The organism is Pseudomonas sp. Irchel s3h14, assembly GCF_900187425.1.
GTDB lineage: Bacteria > Pseudomonadota > Gammaproteobacteria > Pseudomonadales > Pseudomonadaceae > Aquipseudomonas.
Genome location: NZ_FYDJ01000002.1, coordinates 233,072 through 248,977 on the forward strand (window position 1 = coordinate 233,072; position 15,906 = coordinate 248,977).

The 15,906-nt window shown below is 60.4% G+C and carries 14 protein-coding genes and 1 riboswitch; of the genes, 6 read left to right on the forward strand and 8 right to left on the reverse strand.

Features of this window, described 5'->3' with window-relative positions; translation table 11 throughout:
* Positions 1-79 precede the first annotated feature (79 nt).
* The 3 genes from cpdA to CKW16_RS04725 all read right to left on the reverse strand — a co-directional run bounded on the left by cpdA (position 80) and on the right by CKW16_RS04725 (position 2,054).
* Entirely contained in the window at positions 80-895 is an 816-nt protein-coding gene (cpdA, locus tag CKW16_RS04715; protein WP_095127422.1) for a 3',5'-cyclic-AMP phosphodiesterase, read from the reverse strand.
* A 98-nt stretch (positions 896-993) separates the two neighbouring features.
* A complete protein-coding gene (locus CKW16_RS04720; RefSeq protein ID WP_095127423.1) occupies positions 994-1,446 on the reverse strand; it encodes a DUF1249 domain-containing protein in 453 nt (150 codons plus the stop codon).
* The gene (locus CKW16_RS04725; RefSeq protein WP_095127424.1) at positions 1,437-2,054 is read right to left on the reverse strand and encodes an NUDIX domain-containing protein; all 618 of its coding nucleotides are present in this window, start codon (positions 2,052-2,054) and stop codon (positions 1,437-1,439) included. The genes CKW16_RS04720 and CKW16_RS04725 overlap by 10 nt, the downstream gene beginning before the upstream one ends.
* 228 nt (positions 2,055-2,282) lie before the next feature.
* Here CKW16_RS04725 and CKW16_RS04730 point away from each other — a divergent pair, with 228 nt between their 5' ends.
* Entirely contained in the window at positions 2,283-3,029 is a 747-nt protein-coding gene (locus CKW16_RS04730; protein ID WP_095127425.1) for an RsiV family protein, read from the forward strand.
* Here the strand turns inward: CKW16_RS04730 and cytX are convergent.
* Positions 2,998-4,290, reverse strand: a complete 1,293-nt coding sequence (gene cytX / locus CKW16_RS04735) for a putative hydroxymethylpyrimidine transporter CytX (RefSeq protein WP_095127426.1) — start codon at positions 4,288-4,290, stop codon at positions 2,998-3,000. The two genes, CKW16_RS04730 and cytX, sit on opposite strands and share 32 nt — an antisense overlap.
* Before the next feature lie 157 nt (positions 4,291-4,447).
* Positions 4,448-6,337, reverse strand: coding sequence for a phosphomethylpyrimidine synthase ThiC (thiC, locus tag CKW16_RS04740; RefSeq protein WP_046056450.1), 1,890 nt, complete (start codon positions 6,335-6,337; stop codon positions 4,448-4,450).
* Positions 6,338-6,502: 165 nt separating this feature from the next.
* A riboswitch (TPP riboswitch) is annotated at positions 6,503-6,608 on the reverse strand.
* A gap of 192 nt (positions 6,609-6,800) precedes the next feature.
* Between thiC and CKW16_RS04745 the strand changes: the two genes are divergently transcribed.
* Entirely contained in the window at positions 6,801-8,240 is a 1,440-nt protein-coding gene (locus CKW16_RS04745) for a TolC family outer membrane protein (RefSeq protein WP_095127427.1), read from the forward strand.
* 78 nt (positions 8,241-8,318) lie between these two features.
* On the opposite strand, the gene waaA is transcribed toward CKW16_RS04745, so the two are convergent.
* Together waaA and CKW16_RS04755 are read right to left on the reverse strand one after the other, a co-directional pair.
* Positions 8,319-9,596 carry a lipid IV(A) 3-deoxy-D-manno-octulosonic acid transferase gene (waaA, locus tag CKW16_RS04750; RefSeq protein WP_095127428.1) on the reverse strand — a complete coding sequence of 426 codons (1,278 nt, stop codon included), beginning with the start codon at positions 9,594-9,596 and terminating at the stop codon, positions 8,319-8,321.
* 11 nt (positions 9,597-9,607) lie between these two features.
* A complete protein-coding gene (locus CKW16_RS04755) occupies positions 9,608-10,510 on the reverse strand; it encodes a LysR family transcriptional regulator (protein WP_095127429.1) in 903 nt (300 codons plus the stop codon).
* A gap of 103 nt (positions 10,511-10,613) precedes the next feature.
* Here CKW16_RS04755 and CKW16_RS04760 point away from each other — a divergent pair, with 103 nt between their 5' ends.
* The 4 genes from CKW16_RS04760 (at position 10,614) to CKW16_RS04775 (ending at position 14,132) form a co-directional block, all read left to right on the forward strand.
* Positions 10,614-10,946 (forward strand): multidrug efflux SMR transporter, encoded by a 333-nt coding sequence (locus CKW16_RS04760; protein WP_008027887.1) that lies wholly within the window; start codon positions 10,614-10,616, stop codon positions 10,944-10,946.
* A gap of 200 nt (positions 10,947-11,146) precedes the next feature.
* Entirely contained in the window at positions 11,147-12,322 is a 1,176-nt protein-coding gene (locus tag CKW16_RS04765) for an FAD-binding oxidoreductase (RefSeq protein WP_095127430.1), read from the forward strand.
* Complete coding sequence (locus CKW16_RS04770; protein WP_046056445.1) at positions 12,319-13,131, forward strand: aldo/keto reductase; 813 nt, start codon at positions 12,319-12,321, stop codon at positions 13,129-13,131. Before CKW16_RS04765 ends, CKW16_RS04770 begins: the two co-directional genes overlap by 4 nt.
* 32 nt (positions 13,132-13,163) lie before the next feature.
* Entirely contained in the window at positions 13,164-14,132 is a 969-nt protein-coding gene (locus tag CKW16_RS04775) for a metal ABC transporter ATPase (RefSeq protein WP_095127431.1), read from the forward strand.
* Positions 14,133-14,246: 114 nt separating this feature from the next.
* Here CKW16_RS04775 and hldE read toward each other — a convergent pair whose 3' ends face one another.
* Positions 14,247-15,671, reverse strand: coding sequence for a bifunctional D-glycero-beta-D-manno-heptose-7-phosphate kinase/D-glycero-beta-D-manno-heptose 1-phosphate adenylyltransferase HldE (hldE, locus tag CKW16_RS04780; RefSeq protein WP_095127432.1), 1,425 nt, complete (start codon positions 15,669-15,671; stop codon positions 14,247-14,249).
* Between the last annotated feature and the right edge of the window lie 235 nt (positions 15,672-15,906).

The window sequence follows — 15,906 nt, forward strand, 5'->3', positions numbered from 1 at the left end:
TACGATTTGTGAACACCCGAGGTTCAATGTGGGAGCGGGCTTGCTCGCGAAGGCCGCACCTCGGTCTCCCGGGATGTTTCTAGTAACCGTTAGAGCCGTAATCGATCTGAAAGTCAAAACCCGTGACGCGTTCAACACCTGTTTCGAGCCGGCCATCCGGCAACAGCCGCAACCAGCGATACCCCGGCGCCTGGTCACTGACCTTGAAATCATCACTGCCCGGTTCGAACTGAATACACGTCGAAGGCGAGGCAATCAGCCGCACACCCTTGCGATCCTGGTCGATCTCTTGATGCACATGCCCCCATAAAACAGCGCGCACCTGCGGAAACCGATCCAGCACGGCAAACAACGCGTCTGGATTGCGCAATCCAATGGGCTCCATCCACGCACACCCGATCGACACAGGATGATGATGGAAGCACACCAGATGATGCCGTTCTGGCGCCTCACTCAACGAACGGGCCAGCAACTGTAGCTGCTCATCCTGCAAATACCCCGGCACCGAACCCGGTACGGCCGAATCGAGCAACGTGACGCGCCAGTTACCGACATCCACCACCGGCTCAAGCAACGCACTCTGCACGGCAGCCTCCGCCATGATCCGCGGCTCATCATGATTACCGGGAATCCAGCGCGCCGGCGCATCGAGCTGCCGCGTCAGGTCACGAAATTGCTGATAGGACTCCAGCGTCCCGTCCTGAGAAAGATCTCCACTGGCAATAATCAGGTCGATCTGCGGCTGCTGCAGCCGCACCAGCTCGATGACATTTTGCAGGCTGTCCCGGGTATTCATGCCCAACAACGTCCCGTCCGTTTCGGCAAACAGATGACTGTCGGAAAGTTGCACCAGCAACGCCGAATCGGCGGTGGTCAATGTGGATACGCTCGGCAAGGCGTTCTCCCAGGGCTGAATCACGGGATGGATGAGTGCCGCAATTATGCTGGGGGATGATCAAAAGGGGAAACTTGTGAACCTGACGCAGTTCACATCTACCGCACAACCGCGTACTCGTGTCCGCAGGCCAGGCAATGGCTCAGCCATTCGCCCAGAAACATATTCAGCTGGGCCTTTTCGTCCGGCTGATGCATTGAGGCATTCGGGTAAGGATAGATGCCGCGAAAGCGTCGCGCATGTTCGGCGCTGACGACTTCGGCCATGCATGCGTCGTGATAGACCTGAACTTCCAGTTGCGGCACAGGCAGCCACGGCAGGCTGTGTTCCTGGCGCACTAGCAGGGTTGTGGTGTACGGGCAGACCTGCAGCACTTCGAGGGCCAGCACGCCGAGCATCTGGTCGCCGTGGGTCACGGCAATGCGCCGCGCCTCCGGCTCGTTGCGCATGTCCGGCAACAGTCGCATCAGGCGCGCGTAGTTGGCCTCGCAGGAGGCTTGCAGCCCCACAAGGTCAACCCGATAGCGATCGCGCAGTTTGTTTACGACCATAACCCCCTCACTTCAGCGCGGTTCAAAGCTAGCCATTGCAAGGCAATGATGCTGGCCGCGTTGGCAATTCGTCCGTCGCGTACGGCCTGCAGGGCATCTTCGAACGCCCAGACCGTGACGCGGATATCTTCTGCTTCTTCCTCCAGCCCATGCAGGCCGCCGACGCCGGCGCTGTCGCAGCGCCCCAGGTACAAGTGCACAAATTCATTGCTGCCGCCCGGCGATGGAAAATATTTGGTCATCGGCCAGAGCGCCCCGAACACAAGCCCAGCTTCCTCCTGCGCTTCGCGGTGAGCAACTTCTTCCGGCACTTCATCCTTGTCGATCAGACCGGCGACCAGTTCGATCAACCATGGATTGTCGATCTTGCCCATGGCGCCGACGCGAAACTGCTCGATCAACACCACTTCATCGCGCTGCGGATCGTAGGGCAGCACGCACACCGCATCATGGCGAACGAACACTTCACGATTGATCTCGCGACTCATGCCACCGGCAAACAATTCGTGACGCAAGTGCACACGATCCAGCTTGTAGAAGCCCTCATAGCACTTTTCGCGCCGAACGATATCAACGGCGGTCGGAATGGCGTTGGCGAAATCAGTCATGACTATCCTCTTTACTGCAAATCCGTTACGAGGCTCCTTTTTGTTACTTGCAACCTCGACTTCGCGCCATCCTAACGCGCCCGTGACCTTTGATGCAGCCCCTTTACAGTCAGCGGGATAGACGGTGAGGGTGAAACCAACTCTAATTAGCTTAGTGGCGAACTGACTGCTTCGTTGATAGTCGAAGCGGATAACTTTTCGCCTTTCCCTGTTTTATGAAGGACGCCCATGTCGCTTTTTAAAATCGCCTCCGTGGCTGTAATCGCCCTGACCCTGGGCGCGTGCCAGAGTTTGTTCCAACCCAACTACCGGACGCCGCTGGAAACTACCCGCGACGCTTCCGAACAGCTGAAACCGGGTTGCACAACACCTGACTGCCCGCTGGTGAACATCGATACGCTGCGCTTCCCCGCCGAACCGCAACTGGACGGCATCATCGAAAAACGCCTGCTGCAAATGACCCGCACCTCGCCCGACGCCCCGGTGGCGCCGACGCTGGCAGCGTATCGCGAGCAATTTTTGAGCAGTGCCGGCCCGCGCTACAGCAGCTACCTGCAAGCCAAGGTACGTGAGCAGCATGACGGCTTGGTGATCGTTGAATTTTCCAGCTACCTGGACACCGGCGGTGCCCATGGCACGCCGGGCCGCAGCTTCATCAACTATTCACGCCAGCAGCACAAAGTGCTGACGCTGTCGGACATGTTGGTGCCGGGGCAGGAAGAGGCATTCTGGAAAGCCGCGCAAGTCGCGCACAACAGCTGGCTGATCAGCACCAAGCTCGATCAGGAACCGGAGTTCGTGAAGCAGTGGCCGTTCCAGAAAACCCAGAACGTGGCGCTGACGTACGGCGGGGTGATCCTCAAGTACGAAGTGAGCACCATCGCGCCTTACGCGCTGGGTCACGTCGAACTGAAGATCCCTTACCCACGCCTGAACGGCATTATCAAGCCCGAGCTGTTTCCTGGCCGTAACTGAAGGCCCGACCCAGCACGAGTTGCAGCAGCCCTGCCAGAATCAGTGACGGCAGGGTTGCGCCGATGTCCGGATACAGATTAGCCAGCAAATGATAGGTGCTCACCCCGCCCAACCAGGCGAGCAACGCCGGCCAGCGCAATGCGGCTGACGCCACGCGAGTACTGCGTTTGCGCAGGATGAAGTGATCCACCAGCACCACGCCGAACAGCGGCGCAAACACCGAACCGATCAACAGCAGGAAGTTCTGGTACTGGGCCAATGGCGCCAGGCACGCGATCAGTGTGCAGATCACGCCGATGGCCAAGGCCAGGTGCTCGACTTTCAAGCGCAACAAAATTCCGCTCGAAACGGCCGCCGAGTGAATATCGGCAAAAGCATTTTCCGACTCGTCCAACAGGATCAGCAGCAGCGGAATCCCGAGGCCAGCACCAGCCAATGCCAACAGCAAGGCATTCACTTCACCGCTCGGCGCAAACGCCAGGGTGTAGGCCACACCGAGGCTCATCAGCCAGAAGTTACCGATAAAGAAGCCCAGTGCCGTGCCGCCGAACACGTTTTTCGCACGCTTGCCGAAACGCGAGTAGTCGGCAATCAGTGGCAGCCAGGACAACGGCATGGCGATGGCAATGTCGAAGCCCACGGCGAACGACATCGAACCGTCTCCGGCCTGCGCCCACAACGCCGCCAGATCAGCCTTGGCGAACAGGTTCCAGGTCAGCCAGATGCACGCGGCCAGCAGCAACCAGATGCCCCACTTGCGCAGGATCTGACGGACGAATGTCAGCGGACCACTGACGGCCAGCAAGGTCGCCAAACCACCAAAGAACACGGTCCACAACAGCGGATTCGACAACAGACCGCCTTCGCTGAACGCCCGCGCGCCGAGCAGGCTGGCAGCGTCGCGCATGACGATGATTTCGAACGAGCCCCAACCGATCAGTTGCAGCAGATTCAGCACGGCCGGCAGGCTCGCGCCTTTTGCACCGAGGCTGAGCTTGAGCGCGGTCATCGACGACAGGCCGGTGTCGCTGCCGATCACGCCGACGGCGGCCAGCAGCAAAACGCCGACCAGGGTGCCGAGGAAGATGGCCAGCAACGAGCCGGACAGGCCCAGACCTGGCGCGAGCAGAGCGCCGGTCTGCAGGACCATCAGGCCGATGCCGAGGGAGAACCACAGGGAAAACAGATCGCGACCGCCAAAGACACGTTTGTCGATCGGAACCGCAGAATCCGGGGAGTAAGTGCTGGGTTGAATGCTCAAGGGTGTTATCTCAGAGGGACACTTGTTGTTCTTTTGATCGCCGAACCTGTAGGAGCAAGGCTTGCCCGCGATGGCGATCTCGAGGACGCCATCGCGGGCAAGCCTTGCTCCTACAAAAAGCAGCGCCAGCCTTGATAGGCCGGCGCTGCGGATCAGATCAAACCTTCTTGTACAGCTGACTGCCTTCCTGTTTGAACCGCTCGGCCTGGTCCGCCAATCCCTGGGCGACTTCGGCGTCGACGGTTTCGATGCGCTGGTTGGCCGCGTATTCGCGGACTTCCTGGGTGATCTTCATCGAGCAGAATTTCGGCCCGCACATGGAGCAGAAGTGCGCGACCTTGGCCGAATCCTTCGGCAGGGTCTCATCGTGATACGAACGAGCAGTGTCCGGATCAAGGCCCAGGTTGAACTGGTCTTCCCAACGGAACTCGAAACGCGCCTTGCTCAAGGCATTGTCGCGGATCTGCGCGCCCGGATGCCCTTTTGCCAGATCGGCGGCATGCGCGGCGATCTTGTAGGTGATGATCCCGGTCTTCACGTCATCCTTGTTCGGCAGCCCCAAGTGTTCCTTCGGCGTCACGTAGCAGAGCATGGCGCAACCGAACCAGCCGATCATCGCCGCACCAATACCCGAGGTAATGTGGTCGTAGCCTGGCGCGATGTCAGTGGTCAGCGGGCCGAGGGTGTAGAACGGCGCCTCGTCGCAGCACTCAAGCTGCTTGTCCATGTTCTCTTTGATCAACTGCATCGGCACGTGGCCCGGGCCTTCGATCATGCACTGCACGTCGTGCTTCCACGCGATTTTGGTCAGCTCGCCGAGGGTTTCCAGCTCACCGAATTGTGCCGCGTCGTTGGCGTCGGCAATCGAGCCCGGACGCAGGCCATCGCCCAGCGAGAAGCTGACGTCGTAGGCCTTCATGATTTCGCAGATGTCTTCGAAATGGGTGTAGAGGAAGTTCTCTTTGTGGTGCGCCAGGCACCACTTGGCCATGATCGAACCGCCACGGGAAACGATACCGGTCACGCGTTTGGCGGTCAGCGGCACGTAGCGCAGCAGTACGCCGGCGTGGATGGTGAAGTAGTCGACGCCCTGCTCGGCCTGTTCGATCAGCGTGTCGCGGAACAACTCCCAAGTCAGGTCTTCGGCAGCGCCGCCGACTTTTTCCAGGGCCTGATAAATCGGAACGGTACCGATCGGCACCGGCGAGTTACGGATGATCCACTCGCGGGTTTCGTGAATGTGCTTGCCGGTGGACAGGTCCATGACCGTGTCCGAACCCCAGCGAATGCCCCAGGTCAGTTTCGCCACTTCTTCTTCGATGGACGAACCCAAAGCACTGTTGCCGATATTGCCGTTGATCTTCACCAGGAAGTTACGGCCGATGATCATCGGTTCCAGTTCGGTGTGGTTGATGTTGGCCGGAATGATCGCGCGACCGCGGGCGATTTCTTCACGGACGAATTCGGGGGTGATGATTTTCGGCACGCTGGCGCCGAAGCTGTGACCGGCGTGTTGCTGGTCAAGCAGGCCGGCGGCACGGGCCACTTCGAGCTTCATGTTTTCGCGGATGGCGACGTATTCCATCTCGGCGGTGATGATGCCTTTGCGGGCGTAGTGCATCTGGCTGACGTTGGCCCCGGCCTTGGCGCGGCGCGGGTTGTTCACGTGGGCGAAACGCAGCTTGGTCAGCTCCGCATCGGCGAGGCGTTCCTGGCCGAAGTTGGAACTCAGACCCGGCAAACGCTCGGTGTCGCCACGGGATTCGATCCACGGCGAACGCACATCGGCCAGGCCTTTGCGCACGTCGATGATGACGTTGGGGTCGGTGTAAGGGCCCGAAGTGTCGTACACAACGACAGGCGCATTGATCTCGCCGCCGAAGTCGGTCGGGGTCACATCAAGGCTGATTTCGCGCATCGGCACGAGGATGTCCGGGCGAGAGCCCTGAACATAGATTTTTTGCGAGCGGGTAAACGGCTGAACCGATTGCTGATCGACTTGGGCCGAATCACTCAGGTTCGTAGTGTTTTTTAGTTTTATCGTCATCACGGGCTCTCCAGACACACATCCAGGCAGTGGATTTTTGTCGGAGCGAACCTGTAAACGAATGGACGCACGTGCGCTGGGAAAACCAGCTGTGCTGTGCTCAGTGCTCGAGGGGTGTTCGATTGTCGAACAACATCCCGGACGAAGCACAAGAGGACTCGCCGGGTGACGAGAAATCTTGTTCCCTACGCAGGCGCTAACCTGATCAGGTTCAACGGGATCCGAAATTATTCGATCTCAGCCTCATAGCAAGGCACCCCGACAAGAACCCGGCCAGTCTAGACACAACTGGCAAAGAACGCCAACACCGCGGTAAACACCATGATGAATGGCGCAATTACAGGATTGTTGCGGTCGTTGCGCACAACTACACTCGCTACGCCATACCGCGCCTTGACGCTGTATGAGCCGCGCCGTAGCCTTGGCGCTCAAATTATCAGCGTAATTTTTTAGGGATGGCCTCATGCTGCGCAAACTCTCACTGGCCCTTGCCGTGTCTTGTGCGTCCAATGGAATGGCCTGGGCAGCAGAAGCGCCCTTATCGACCAAGAACGATCTGGTCAGCGTCTATCAGGAAGCGGTGGACAACAACGCCGACCTTGCTGCAGCCATCGCTCAATATGGCGCTCAGAAAGAAGTCGTGCCCCAGGCCCGCGCCGGGCTGCTGCCGAACCTCTCTGGCGGCGCCGAAGTGGCCAACGTACGTACTTCGATCGATCAGCCTTCGTCCACCTTCAGCCGCAATGCTCATTCGTATCAGGCAACTCTGGCGCAACCGCTGTTCCGAGCCGATCGCTGGTTCCAGTTTCAGGCCGCCAAGGACGTTAATGAACAGGCCGCGTTGCAACTCTCGGCGACCCAGCAAAACCTGATCCTGCAGACCGCCGAAAGCTACTTCAACGTATTGCGCACCCAGGACAACCTGGCCTCGACCAAGGCTGAAGAAGCCGCATTTAAACGCCAGCTCGATCAATCCAACGAGCGCTTTGATGTCGGCCTGTCGGACAAGACCGACGTGCTGCAATCACAAGCCAGCTACGACACCGCGCGAGCCAACCGGATCCTCGCACAGCGTCAGGTGGATGATGCGTTCGAAGCCCTGATCACCCTGACCAACCGTCAGTACAACTCGATCTGGGGCATTGTCCACACCCTGCCGATCCTGCCGCCATCACCGAACGACGCCAAAGCCTGGGTCGATACGGCGGCCAAGCAGAACCTCAACTTGTTGGCCAGCAACTACGCCGTCAGCGCCGCTGAAGAAACCCTCAAGCAGCGCAAGGCAGGCCATGCGCCGACCCTGGATGCAGTCGCGAAGTATGAAAAAGGCGATAACGATGCCTTGGGCTTCAGCAACCCGAATGTCTTCGGCTCGCCTTACAAGGGCGACGTTGACCAGACCACCGTGGGTCTGCAACTGAATATCCCGATCTACAGCGGCGGCCTGATCAACTCCCAGGTGCGTCAATCGTATGCACAGCTGGATCAGTCCGAGCAGCAACGTGAAGCCCTGCGCCGGCAAATCGTCGAAAGCACCCGCAACCTGCACCGCGCAGTGAACACCGACGTCGAGCAGGTGCAGGCGCGCAAGCAGTCGATCATCTCCAACCAGAGCGCGGTGGAAGCGACCGAAATCGGTTATCAGGTGGGCACACGAAACATCGTCGACGTGCTGGATGCCCAGCGTCAGCTGTACACCTCGGTGCGCGACTACAACAACACGCGTTATGACTACATACTCGACAACCTGCGTTTGAAGCAGGCCGCGGGCACCTTGAACCCGGGGGATTTGCAGGACCTGGCGCGTTACCTCAAGGCTGATTACAACCCGGACAAAGACTTCCTGCCGCCGGACCTGGCGAAGGCTGCGGCAGAGCAACTCAAAGCCCGTCCTTCATTGTAGGAGCGGCCGGGCGGCGTTCCGTTTGCCCGCGATGGCGTTCTCAATATCGCCATCGCCAGCAAGCTGTGCTCCTACAGGTTAGCGCTGAATCAACTTATCCAACCCATCCAGCAACCGCTGCAACGCGCCCTGATTGGTGCGCATCACTTTCAACCCCGCCTCCGCCATCCGCTGCGCATCGCGCGGCAACTCGAACAGCCGCTGCACCGCCAGCGCCAGACCTTCGGCATCTTCCACTTCCTGCAACGCCCCGGCACTGCGCAACTGCGTGGCGATTTCAAGGAAATTGAACAGGTGCGGTCCGCTCAACACCGGTTTCGCCAGAGCCGCCGGTTCCAGCAAGTTATGCCCGCCGTTCGGCACCAGACTGCCGCCAACAAAAGCGCTGTCAGCCAAGGCATACAGAAACAGCAACTCGCCCATGGTGTCGCCCAGCAGCACCGACGTATCGGCGGTGACGGGATCGCCAGCGGAACGACGAACCGTGGCGAAACCCTGCTGCCGACACAACTCGAACACTGAATTGAATCGCTCTGGATGGCGCGGCACCAGAATCAGCAACGCATCGGGATGATTGGCCAGCAACTGACGATGAGCCGCCAGCACCACTTCGTCCTCACCTTCGTGAGTACTCGCGGCGATCCACACCGGGCGCTCCTGCGCCTGCCATTGCGATCGCAACTCGGCAGCACGCTGAAGCAGTGCCGGGTCGATGGTCAGGTCAAACTTGATCGAACCGGTCACTTCCACGGTTTGCGAACGTGCACCCAAATCGCGGAAGCGCTGCGCCTCGGCCTCGGTCTGCACCGCGAACAGGCTCATCTCGGCGAGCATCGGCTGAGTCAGCTTGCCGAAGCGGCCATAACCCTTGGCCGAACGCTCAGACAGTCGAGCGTTGGCCAGGGCCACGGGAATCCCGCGCCTGGCGCACTGATGGATATGGTTCGGCCAGAGCTCGGTCTCCATGATCACCGCCAGTTTCGGCTGAACCCGATCAAGGAATCGCTTCGCTGCGCAAGGCAAGTCGTAAGGCAAATAGCAGTGCTGAATGCGCGGCTCATTGGCGAACAGCGCGTGGATGCGCTCCGAACCGGTCGGGGTCATGCAGGTCACGGTAATGGGCAACTGTGGATAACGTTGCAGCAAGGCGCGAATCATCGGCGCCGCGGCAATGCTTTCGCCCACCGACACCGCGTGCACCCAGATGCCGCCCGTTTTCATCGTCGGTAACCCGACGGAGAAACGTTCGCCAATGCGTTTGGCATACGCCGGCGCCTTGCGCGCCCGCAGCCAAAGCCGAATCGCTACCAGTGGCAGCCCCAGGTAAAACAGCGCGGTGTAGAGAGTTCTATTCATGGCGGCGGAGTTTATCGGCTTTTTTCACCGATCGTCTGCAAGTGCACGGCAAAACGTTCCGCCAACCAACGAGCCGCCGGCCCCAGAGGTTCATCGCGGCGCCAGACCAACTCCACCACCAGCGCTGGCGGGGTCCATTCGCTGACCAGTTCGACCATCAGATCCTGATACGCCGGGTACTGCACCACGTGGCGCGGCAGCCAGGCCCAACCGAGTCCGCGCACCAGCCATTCAGCCATCACGTAGAAACTGTCGGCCCGCCAGACTTGCGGGCTGGCAGGTTCGCTGCCGGGATAGACACTCGACTGTGTGGACATCAGCAACTGACGATGCTGCGCCAGTTGCTGACAATCCACCTGAGCCTGTTTCGCCAGTGGATGGCCGACGCCGCACACCGTGACCATTTCGACGCTGCCCAACACCCGCCGCTCGAGCGCTTCGGGAATCTGGTCGTGATAAAACAGCAACCCCAGATCGGCCCGACGCTCCACCAGTTTGCGCGCCACATCGCCCTGGGCGGCGCTGGTCAGCTGCACTTCAAGGCTGGGAAATTGTTGAGCCAGGGCTTCGAAGCTTTCGATGATCGGCTGATAGGGCATCGCCTCATCCTGAGCCACACGCAAACGCGCCTCCTGGCCGCGCATCATGGCCAACGCCCGACCGTTAAGGCGTTCGCATTGGCGCAGCACTTCCCGCGCCTCATCCAGCAATGCGTTTCCGGCCTCGGTGAGTTTCGGCTGGCGGCCGCTGCTACGGTCGAACAGGCTGACGCCCAAGTCCTCTTCCAGCAGCGCAATCGAACTGCTGACCGCCGACTGCGCCTTGCGATGATCCCGCGCTACCGCAGAAAACGAACGCTGCTCCGCTACGCTGACAAACAGCCGCAGCTGCTCCAGATTCCATTGCGTGTTCATGGCTCAACCCATCTTCAGAACAGATAGGTAATGACTTTACCGCATCTGGAGAATCTCTAAAATGCCGACCTCAGAAAGCAACACTTCACACGAGGATGCACCTATGACCGCTTACTACTACCTGGCCATTGCCATCTGCGCCGAAGTGATCGCCACCGTTTCGATGAAAGCGGTCAAAGGCTTCAGCACCCCGCTGCCGCTGATTCTGGTTATTGTCGGTTACGGCATTGCCTTCTGGATGCTCACGCTGGTGGTGCGCAGCGTTCCGGTGGGCGTGGCTTACGCGGTGTGGGCCGGCATGGGGATCGTGATGGTCAGCGTCGCGGCGCTGTTTATCTACGGGCAGAAGCTGGATGTGCCGGCGATGCTGGGGATGGCGCTCATCGTACTGGGCGTCGTCGTCATCCAACTCTTCTCCAAAACCGCCGGGCACTAAGACCTGAATCACGATCCATTGTGGGAGCGGGCTTGCTCGCGAAAGCGGTATGTCAGTCAACATTTGTGTCGACTGGCACACCGCTTTCGCGAGCAAGCCCGCTCCCACAGGATTTTGCATTCGCCGTGTTGATCGCCAGCAAAACCTCCAATCTTCGAGTCTGTATACTGCGCCCTCGTCTTGAACACTGAGGTCGCTGCATGCCATCCATGATTTCCACCGACGTTCTGATTGTCGGCGCTGGTGTCGCCGGCCTCTGGCTGAATGCGCGCCTGCGCCGCCAGGGTTTTTCGACCGTGCTGGTGGAAAGCGCCAGCCTCGGTGGCGGGCAGAGCGTGAAATCCCAAGGCATCATCCATGGCGGCGCCAAGTACGCACTGCATGGCGCCCTGACCGGCGCCTCGGAAGCCATCGCCGACATGCCTCGGCGCTGGCGTGAAGCCTTGGCCGGTGACGGCGAGCTGGACCTGACCGGCGTGCGCCTGCTGTCCGAAGCTCATTACCTCTGGTCCCCCGGCACGATCGCTGGCAACCTCACCAGCTTCTTCGCCAGCAAGGCCGTGCGCGGTCGTGTCGATCAGGTCAAGGGCGAGCAACTGCCGCCCGCCCTGCAAGACAAGCGTTTCAAGGGTAAGGTCTATCGTCTGGCGGAACTGGTGATCGACGTGCCAAGCCTGATCCAGCGCCTGGCCGATCTGGCGGGTGATGGCCTGCTCGCCGGTCAGAACATCGAACCGCTGCTGGAAGGTGGAAAACTGGTCGGCCTGAAGGTTGACGAGCGCGAGATTCGCGCCCAGCGCATCGTCTTGAGCGCCGGTGCCGGTACGGCAGCGCTACTCGAAGCGCTGGGGCTGAGCCAACCCGCCATGCAACGCCGGCCGTTGCACATGATCATCGCCAAAGGTCCCGGCCTCAAACCGCTGTACGCCCACTGCCTGGGCGGCGGCACCAAGCCGCGCATTACCGTGACCACCCATCCGGCCGCCGATGGCCAATGGGTCTGGTATCTGGGCGGTGATATCGCTGAAGCCGAAGGTGTTGCACGCGATCCCGCCGAGCAAATCGCCACGGCGCAGAAAGAACTCGGCCAGTTGCTGCCATGGATCGATCTGAGCACCGCGCAATGGGCCACCCTTCGAGTGGATCGCGCCGAGCCACTGCAATCGGGACTGACCCGTCCTGACAATGCATTCCTTGCCGAAGAAGGCCGGCTGCTGGTCGGCTGGCCAACCAAACTGGCGCTGGCTCCGGACTTTGCTGATCGCGTCATCGCCTCCCTGCAGCGCGACGGCATCCAGCCAAGCCATTCTGCCCCGCTGCCCGACCTGCCAAAACCGCCGATGGGCGTGCCTGCCTGGGAGCAACTGCTGCCATGAGCCAACCGACCCTGCACGATCTGCATCGCCCGTTGGGCAGCACCGGCCTGCTGGTTTCGCCATTGGGCCTGGGCACCGTAAAACTCGGCCGCGACCAAGGCGTGAAATACCCCAACGGTTTCCAGATTCCCGATGATGACGAAGCGCGCATGCTGCTCAAACTCGCGCGCGACCTGGGCATCAACCTGATCGACACTGCCCCGGCCTATGGCCGCAGCGAAGAACGCCTCGGTCCATTGCTGCGGGGTCAGCGTCAGGACTGGGTGATCGTCAGCAAGGTCGGCGAAGAGTTTGCCGACGGTCAGTCCCATCACGACTTCAGCGCCGCTCATACCCGGCTCTCGGTCGAGCGCAGTCTGCAACGGCTGGAAACGGACTTCATCGATCTGGTGCTGGTGCACTCCGACGGCAACGACCTGGCGATCCTCAATGACAGCGAGGTCTATGCGACCCTCGCGGCGCTGAAGAGCGAAGGCAAAATTCGCGGCTTCGGTTTTTCCGGAAAAACCGTCGAAGGCGGTTTGAAGGCTCTGGAACAAGGTGATTGCGCGATGGTCACCTACAATCTGAACGAGCAGAACGAGAAGCCGGTCATTGACTATGCTGCTGCTCACGGCAAAGCCATTCTGGTCAAAAAAGCCCTCGCCAGCGGTCATGTTTGCCTGAGCCCGGGCGTGGACCCTGTTCGCGCCAGCTTCGAGTTGTTGTTTGAACATCCGGGTGTTGCCAGTGCTATTGTCGGGACCATTAATCCGCTGCACCTCGCCCATAACGTCGCGACCGTTGCCCAGGTCCTACGTAGAAACTGATGCCGCCCACGCGGCCTTAAGCAGGAGCCGACATGCCGCGTACGCTCATAAGAAAGAACCCGAGCAACTTCAAGACCCTGCCGTTATTCGTCGAAGCGACTCCCGAAGGCCTGAGTTATCAAAGCGTCGGGATGCCGCTCAATTTCTCCCAGACGCTGCAACGTCGCCGCCCGGTGACGGTCGCCGACACTCAGCGGTTTTCGCTTGAACTGGCCAACCTCGGGGTCTCGGTGCGCCTGACCCTGCATTGGCAGAATCGCGATTACTGGGTGTTGGTCCGTCAGCGTCGGCAAGACCGCGGCGACGTGGTGCTCAAACTGATCTCCGGTTACGTGCCCGCCCATGAGCTGAACCTGCCGCTGCACACCGCGATTCAGGAAATTGCCGAAGAGTGTCTGCTGGAAACCCCGGAAGGCTGGCTCGGCGGACGCTTCAACGACACCTGGCTGCCGGCGCCCTACTCGTCCGCGCTGCATTATCGCGAAGCCCTGCCGTTTCGTCTGACACCGTTGTCCGGTTCGGCGCGGCCGGTGCGTTGCGCCAAGATGCAGTTGATCGAACGCCCGCGGGCTTACGTGCATTTGCCGACGGCTTCGCTGCAATTGATCTATGACTTGCGCCTGGACGTGCCCAAGGAAGCCAAATCCCTGAGCCTGTTTCATGTCGATGAACGACTGGAAGGCGATCAACTGGTGGCCCGGCTCGATCGAAAACGTCCCGACTTGTACTTGATGCCGCTGCAGGACGGCCAACCGATGGCCGAGCTCTATACCTTGAAAAAGGATCAGCTGTACCCGGCGAGTACTCGCGGGTTGTACCTGGCAGAGAGTTTTGCCCAGCAGGAAGGCTGGCTGGTGAGGGAAGAGCGGATTCGCTGGAAGGATTGGGTGCGGCAACAGGGCTTGAGCCCGCCGGGGAAGGATTCAGGTTTGGCGCGGTTGCGCGGGAAGGCGAAGCAATTGCTGAAGAGAATCGTACCGCGTAAAAAAGTCAGCTCCTGAGCTTGATCGTTCCCACGCTCTGCGTGGGAATGCAGCCCGGGACGCTCTGCGTCCCAAAGCGGACGCAGAGCGTCCATTGAGGCATTCCCACGCAGAGCGTGGGAACGATCAGTTTCACTCGGATTGACGGATTTTCTCGACAATCGCGGTAGTCGAGCTGTTTTCCACCAGCCCCAGCACTTTCACCGTTCCGCCGTAAGCGGTCACGATGTCCGCGCCCACGACCTGCTCGATTCCGTAGTCCCCGCCCTTGACCAGCACATCCGGCTTGACCTCGCGCAGCAGGTTTTCCGGAGTGCCTTCAGCGAAGCTGATCACCCAATCCACGGCGCCCAGACCTGCCAGTACGGCCATGCGACGGTCGACGCTGTTGATCGGACGACCTGGGCCTTTCAGGCGGCTGACCGACGCATCGTCGTTGACCGCGACGATCAAGCGATCACCCTGGGCCCGCGCCTGCTCGAGGTAGGTCACGTGGCCGGCGTGCAAAATGTCGAAGCAGCCGTTGGTGAAGACGATCTTCTCTTTATGCGCACGCGCATCATCGACCGCCAGCAACAGCTGCTCGAGGCCCAGCACGCCACGCTCGGAACCTTCTTCACGCTGGATGGCGCGACGCAGTTCCGGTGCGCTGATGGCCGCCGTACCCAGTTTGCCGACTACGATACCCGCCGCCAGGTTGGCCAACGCCACCGCGTGAGGCAGTTCTTCGCCAGCGGCAATCGCGGCCGCCAGGGTGGAAATGACCGTGTCGCCCGCACCGGTCACATCGAACACTTCACGGGCACGGGCCGGCAAGTGCAGCGCCGGATGATCCGGACGCAGCAGGGTCATGCCGTGTTCGCCGCGAGTCACCAGCAATGCGCCGAGGTCGAGGTCGTGCATCAGCTGCGCGCCCTTGCTCACCAGCTCGTGCTCATCGGCGCAACCGCCGACGATGGTTTCGAATTCGCTGAGGTTCGGGGTGATCAGGCTCGCACCACGGTAGATAGAGAAATCCTTGCCCTTGGGATCGGCCAGCACCGGAATGCCACGGGCACGTGCCGCCTGGATCAGCACCTGATGGTTTTTCAGCGCGCCTTTACCGTAGTCGGACAGCACCAGCACTTTGATGCCTTCGAGCAACTCGTCGACCTGCTCGCCCAACGCCAACGCGTCGGTGGCGAATGGTTCTTCGAAGTCGATACGCAGCAGTTGCTGGTGACGGCTCATGACCCGCAGCTTGACGATGGTCGGCTGGTGCGCGATGCGCTGGAACAACGCCCGCACGCCAGCGCCCTTGAGGCTATTGGCCAGGCTGTCGGCGGCTTCATCGTCGCCGGTCACACCGACCAGCGAGGCTGGGGCGCCGAGGGCGGCAATGTTCAACGCAACGTTGGCGGCACCGCCCGGGCGGTCCTCGATTTGCTCGACCTTGACTACCGGTACCGGCGCCTCAGGGGAAATCCGTGAGGTACCACCATGCCAGTAACGGTCGAGCATGACATCGCCGACCACCAAGACAGGGGCTTGATCGAATCGCGGCATGGACAACTTCATGGAGCAACCCACATACAAAATGAACAGGGGCGCGATATTAACACAGGGTTGGCGTGGGCTTGTGTGACGGCTGCAATGGGATGATTCGGCGGGGCTTTCTGCTCATTTATTGATCAGGAAATCCGTCCGCGGTGCGCAGATTTACTCAGGCTTGGTCAAGAAGGGTAAAGGTCTGGGTACAAATCACCGGGCGCATTGCACGCCAGGTGTGCAAAAGGGGTGAGCCAGGCTCACC

What these genes read in the sequence shown, in the direction of transcription:
- CKW16_RS04720 (WP_095127423.1), bottom strand. Translation starts at nt 1,446, where the DNA reads ATGGTCGTAAACAAACTGCGCGATCGCTATCGGGTTGACCTTGTGGGG.
- CKW16_RS04725 (WP_095127424.1), bottom strand. Translation starts at nt 2,054, where the DNA reads ATGACTGATTTCGCCAACGCCATTCCGACCGCCGTTGATATCGTTCGG.
- CKW16_RS04730 (WP_095127425.1), top strand. Translation starts at nt 2,283, where the DNA reads ATGTCGCTTTTTAAAATCGCCTCCGTGGCTGTAATCGCCCTGACCCTG.
- thiC (WP_046056450.1), bottom strand. Translation starts at nt 6,337, where the DNA reads ATGACGATAAAACTAAAAAACACTACGAACCTGAGTGATTCGGCCCAA.
- CKW16_RS04745 (WP_095127427.1), top strand. Translation starts at nt 6,801, where the DNA reads ATGCTGCGCAAACTCTCACTGGCCCTTGCCGTGTCTTGTGCGTCCAAT.
- waaA (WP_095127428.1), bottom strand. Translation starts at nt 9,596, where the DNA reads ATGAATAGAACTCTCTACACCGCGCTGTTTTACCTGGGGCTGCCACTG.
- CKW16_RS04755 (WP_095127429.1), bottom strand. Translation starts at nt 10,510, where the DNA reads ATGAACACGCAATGGAATCTGGAGCAGCTGCGGCTGTTTGTCAGCGTA.
- CKW16_RS04760 (WP_008027887.1), top strand. Translation starts at nt 10,614, where the DNA reads ATGACCGCTTACTACTACCTGGCCATTGCCATCTGCGCCGAAGTGATC.
- CKW16_RS04765 (WP_095127430.1), top strand. Translation starts at nt 11,147, where the DNA reads ATGCCATCCATGATTTCCACCGACGTTCTGATTGTCGGCGCTGGTGTC.
- CKW16_RS04770 (WP_046056445.1), top strand. Translation starts at nt 12,319, where the DNA reads ATGAGCCAACCGACCCTGCACGATCTGCATCGCCCGTTGGGCAGCACC.
- CKW16_RS04775 (WP_095127431.1), top strand. Translation starts at nt 13,164, where the DNA reads ATGCCGCGTACGCTCATAAGAAAGAACCCGAGCAACTTCAAGACCCTG.
- hldE (WP_095127432.1), bottom strand. Translation starts at nt 15,671, where the DNA reads ATGAAGTTGTCCATGCCGCGATTCGATCAAGCCCCTGTCTTGGTGGTC.